Source organism: Eudoraea chungangensis (assembly GCF_029360665.1).
Lineage (GTDB): Bacteria > Bacteroidota > Bacteroidia > Flavobacteriales > Flavobacteriaceae > Eudoraea > Eudoraea chungangensis.
Genome location: NZ_JARDUB010000007.1, coordinates 1 through 3,711 on the forward strand (window position 1 = coordinate 1; position 3,711 = coordinate 3,711).

The following is a 3,711-nucleotide window of genomic DNA, read 5'->3' on the forward strand; positions in this document are numbered from 1 at the left end:
GCTCCGGTTAAGCCTATTGGTCCCTGTGGACCATCAGCTCCGGTTAAACCTATTGGCCCTTGCGGTCCTGGATCTCCCTGTATTCCTTGCGGACCTGTTGCTCCGGTTAAGCCTATGGGGCCCTGTGGACCATCAGCTCCGGTTAGTCCTATGGGCCCCTGCGGTCCTGGATCTCCTTGTATTCCTTGCGGTCCTGGATCTCCCTGTATTCCCTGTGGTCCGGTTGCTCCGGTTAAACCTATGGGTCCCTGTGGTCCATCAGCACCAGTTAAACCTATTGGCCCTTGCGGTCCTGGATCTCCCTGTATTCCCTGTGGTCCGGTTGCTCCGGTTAAACCTATGGGTCCCTGTGGACCATCGGCACCAGTTAGTCCAATGGGCCCTTGCGGTCCTGGATCTCCCTGTATTCCTTGCGGTCCGGTTGCACCAGTCAAACCTATGGATCCCTGCGGTCCTGTTGGTCCTGGATCTCCTTGTATTCCTTGCGGACCTGTTGCACCAGTCAAACCTATGGGTCCCTGTGGACCATCGGCACCAGTTAGTCCAATGGGCCCTTGCGGTCCTGGATCTCCCTGTATTCCCTGCGGTCCTGTTGCTCCGGTTAAGCCTATGGGTCCCTGTGGACCATCCGCACCGGTCAGTCCTGTTGGCCCTTGCGGTCCTGGATCTCCTTGTATTCCTTGAGGTCCTGTTGCTCCTGGATCTCCTTGAGGTCCCTGAGGTCCAGTAAGATCTGAGGTAGTGAACGAAGTCCCATCGGAAAAATTTATTGTTAAGGTACCATCCCCATTATCGGTTATGGTAAACGTTAGTTGATCTGAGCACAAATCCCTCCATTGTGTTCCATCGTAGGTAAAAACACAACTGGCTTCGGTATTGTATATTAATGCACCTCTTAACGGACTTAAGGCCATCATTTGGGCATTGGTAAGTCTGGTTAAAACAAAAGCTTTATCTAAGCTTTCTAACTCTAATATAGAGCTAGCGTTTATGCTATTAGGGTTTTCGCCAATTTTCACCTGCGCTGAGGCGTAGAACATCACTAAAAGAAAAAGAGGAAGCAGTATTTTTTTTACGTTCATTCTATCAAGATTTGGATAAAACTTAAATCAAAGTAAAAATACTGTATCAATTAGCTCTTACTAATAAATTGTTGTGAAGCCTGTTAAGGTTGTTGTGAAATAGAATCATCGCCGCCGTTAAACGGAATTTTCAATTAAACTTGGAGTTTTTTACCTCTTTTTTCTAGCGTTCAATTACCAGAAACCCCTGATAACTGAGCCCTAGGTCTCGCATGTTGACAAGGTAAAAGTATACCCCTCTTGGAAGACCTTGATCCCTATTTATGACTAAATTATTTATATTAGATATACCTTCAAATTCATTGGCGTAATTTTCAAATTCGAAAACTTTAAGACCATTTCTGTCAAAGATTTGAAGGGTGTTATTAGGACTCAATTCTAATTCTTCAATTACCAATACGTCGTTTATACCATCATTGTTTGGAGTAAGGATATAGTTCTCTAGAGTGAGAATATCTTCCGGTACAGCCAAACTGCCTAGTGTGACTATTTCATAATCATCAGGTACAAATAGTTCCGAACTTACCAATCCAGAATTTAAATCTCCACTTATAAATGTATTGCCAAGTGCTAGCCATCGATTGGCTAACTTATTCCAACCAACAATAGTAATGGCATTTATGTCTTCCGTTAGGTTGATTATTGAACTTCTAGGATTCCAACTTAAAGTAACTGTAGAAGAAACGCTTCCTTCTAAACGCCAAAATTCTAGAGTACTTATATTGCTCACAGTTCTGGGCTTTAGATCGGTATTAAACTGAGGGAAAGAAGAAGGGTTGTTTGGGTTTTCAAAAAAATACGCACATTGGGCTGAGGTGTTAATACTTAACGAGTTAATAGTCAAAGGTCTCAAAAAATTTGCATCACCGACTGGAAAAGTAAAATTTTGTTGCTTGGTTAGCATTGCATATCCATTTATTTTGGACCCGTCTGTGTCTCCTACATAAAAGGCATTATCAAGGAAATTGAAATAGATACCCGGGTTGTTTTTTGAAGTATTAAAATCTCCTAGAATAAAATTGGTGTTATTTAAAACATTAACGGAGGTTTGTAACTGTACCCCACTGCTATTTGCAATTTCCACATCATTAAAGATCGGTGTAAAGGCTCCTGAAATTACGATGGTTGTATTGTTATAGAATCCCGCTAAACCCAAGTTTTCATCGAAGGTATTTTCATTAATTAGGTCAGTGTGAAAGCCAATTCTTCCATCTTCATGGATTCGCAAGTTTCCACTGTTGTAAAGCGCGGTTTGCGCATGTAAATGCAGTACAAGGAAAAGGACAAAAAAGAAGGTAATTCTATCTCTTTTTTGTATCTCAAGATATCCAGAACAACAATTTTCTTTTAAATACATTTTAATCTTTGTTTTCGTTAGCTAAGATGGCCTTTATCTCCGCCAGATCTTTTCTCACTAATTCCAGTTCTGCTGAAATGGTAGCATTTTTAGATTTTAAATTTTTTATTTCATTCTCCTGATTAATAGTATGCAGAAACAATTCTTCAATTTTTTCGAGATTCTTAAGGGAAGCGTTTGTTAAATTCCATATACCCTTTGCCTGTACTTTTTTTGCTGAATCTAATCCAGGCAGGTGATTATACTGTCTAATAAACGTTTCAATTTCGTCGAGAGATAAGAATTTATAGTTTGCGTTTAATGAAGAATTTTGCTTAAAATAAGTGTGGAATACGTAGTCAGGAACAGCAAGTGTAGTAGCTCCTGAGATAAAATCACCCGATGCACGAATATCCCCACCGACATCTAATCTGGTAGAAGGGTTAAGAACCCCAATGCCCACTTGCTGATTGGGATCAATTGTTAGTGCTTCTGTAGCATCTGTTGAAAATCTTAAGAAGTTTGTATTGCTTCCTCTCCACATACCCGTGTCTGTATCATTGCTAAAAGCATATGAGGGTTCCGATTCTGTTCCGTTGGAGTTTGAATAGCCAGAGGATCGTACTTCCCCCTGAACATCTAGTTTATTCTGTGGATTTGTTTTACCAATACCTATGTTTCCAGCACCTATAAAGTACAATTCTTGACCATCGAGATCATAAGTGCGATTTCCTCCCGTTTGTGTTAGATCTGTGGTGGATAAATTTGAACTTCCCAGACTAGTTAGTATGTACGGGTCTATGCTCGTACCATCTCCCGTGACTGTAACCGATGGACTATCGGCTATAATTTCTTTGGGAAGCGTTACTGAGTTCCCGTTAGAGATTTGTAAATCATATCCATTAATGGTAAGTCGTTGCTCGTCTTCATTGTCAAGATATCTTAATAAATTAACGGTATTACCTCCACTAATAGAGAGGTCATTAGTTCCGCTATTTAGCTGAAGACTTTGGTTGTCAGATCCAGCCAAACCAGTCAGTAGGTATGGGTCTAATACAGTACCGCTACCTGCTACGGTTATCGTGGCAGTACTGTTAATTACTGTGGCCCCCCCTCCGCTGGCAAGCGCTGCATCAATTCCTTGTAAATGTGCTTCCACATCTGCCGTGGTGATGCTGTAGTTGGTTGGGGTAGCGGTAACCGGTACCAGGGCTGCTGTCTGTTCATCTGTATCATCCAAATAGATAGAAAGGTCGATTGGTGTTGCCGCGGGATTGTTACTAATCGTCAGGG

The 3,711-nt window shown here is 41.7% G+C and carries 3 protein-coding genes; all 3 read right to left on the reverse strand.

Annotation, left to right across the window (positions count from 1 at the left end; all coding sequences use genetic code 11):
• The coding region (locus tag PXG98_RS15850) for a collagen-like domain-containing protein (RefSeq protein WP_478284424.1) at positions 1-1,082 on the reverse strand (1,082 nt) is incomplete at its 3' end.
• A gap of 163 nt (positions 1,083-1,245) precedes the next feature.
• Entirely contained in the window at positions 1,246-2,439 is a 1,194-nt protein-coding gene (locus tag PXG98_RS15855) for a T9SS type B sorting domain-containing protein (RefSeq protein WP_276392776.1), read from the reverse strand.
• 1 nt (position 2,440) lies between these two features.
• The coding region (locus PXG98_RS15860) for a hypothetical protein (RefSeq protein WP_276392778.1) at positions 2,441-3,711 on the reverse strand (1,271 nt) is incomplete at its 5' end.